1 pseudogene is annotated in these 635 nt (G+C 41.7%); it reads right to left on the bottom strand.

Features of this window, described 5'->3' with window-relative positions:
* Positions 1 to 40: 40 nt before the first annotated feature.
* Positions 41 to 635 (bottom strand): annotated as a pseudogene (gene opuAA, locus ACWHAR_RS28625) (glycine/proline betaine ABC transporter ATP-binding protein OpuAA); the annotation flags it as partial.

Raw genomic sequence — 635 nt, 5'->3', positions numbered from 1 at the left:
AATAATATCTGCTAAAGGTATTCTAGGCAGTCTATCCATCTTATTTCACCTCCTGTGCAGAAGGATCTTGTGTTTGTTCGTTAGTGCCTTCAGCATTGATATACTCGTTATTGCCGGCAAGTGCGCCAATCAGCGCGCCTCTTACGACAATTCCTTTCATTCTTTGCTTCTCATCCACAACCGCAATTGGAATATTCGCATCGGACACAACGTCAATAATCTCAGTCAGATACGTATTCTCTGGTACAGTCGTAAATTCTGTATTCAAGATGTCTTGAAGTGACAAATCAGACTCAGCCGCTTTTTTCGCATCAGACGCATAGATAACACCTAATAATTTCTTTTGTTTATCCACTGCATAAATTGAAGAAATTCCAAGGTTTTTCATCAGTGTCAATGCTACGCGAGGCCCTTTATCAATCCGCACTGTTTCAGCGCGTTTCATAATGTGGCCTGCTGTGAGGACTTTAGACAAATCAACATCTTCGACGAATTTCTCAACATATTCGTTAGATGGATTCATCAGGATTTCTTCAGGCGTGCCGATTTGAACGATGTTGCCGTCCTTCATTAGGACAATTCTGTCGCCGATCCGCAACGCTTCGTCCAAGTCATGCGTAATAAAGATAATTGTT

It is taken from the genome of Bacillus sp. LR--39, assembly GCF_053613335.1.
This window is presented reverse-complemented; position numbering and strand designations above follow the sequence as displayed.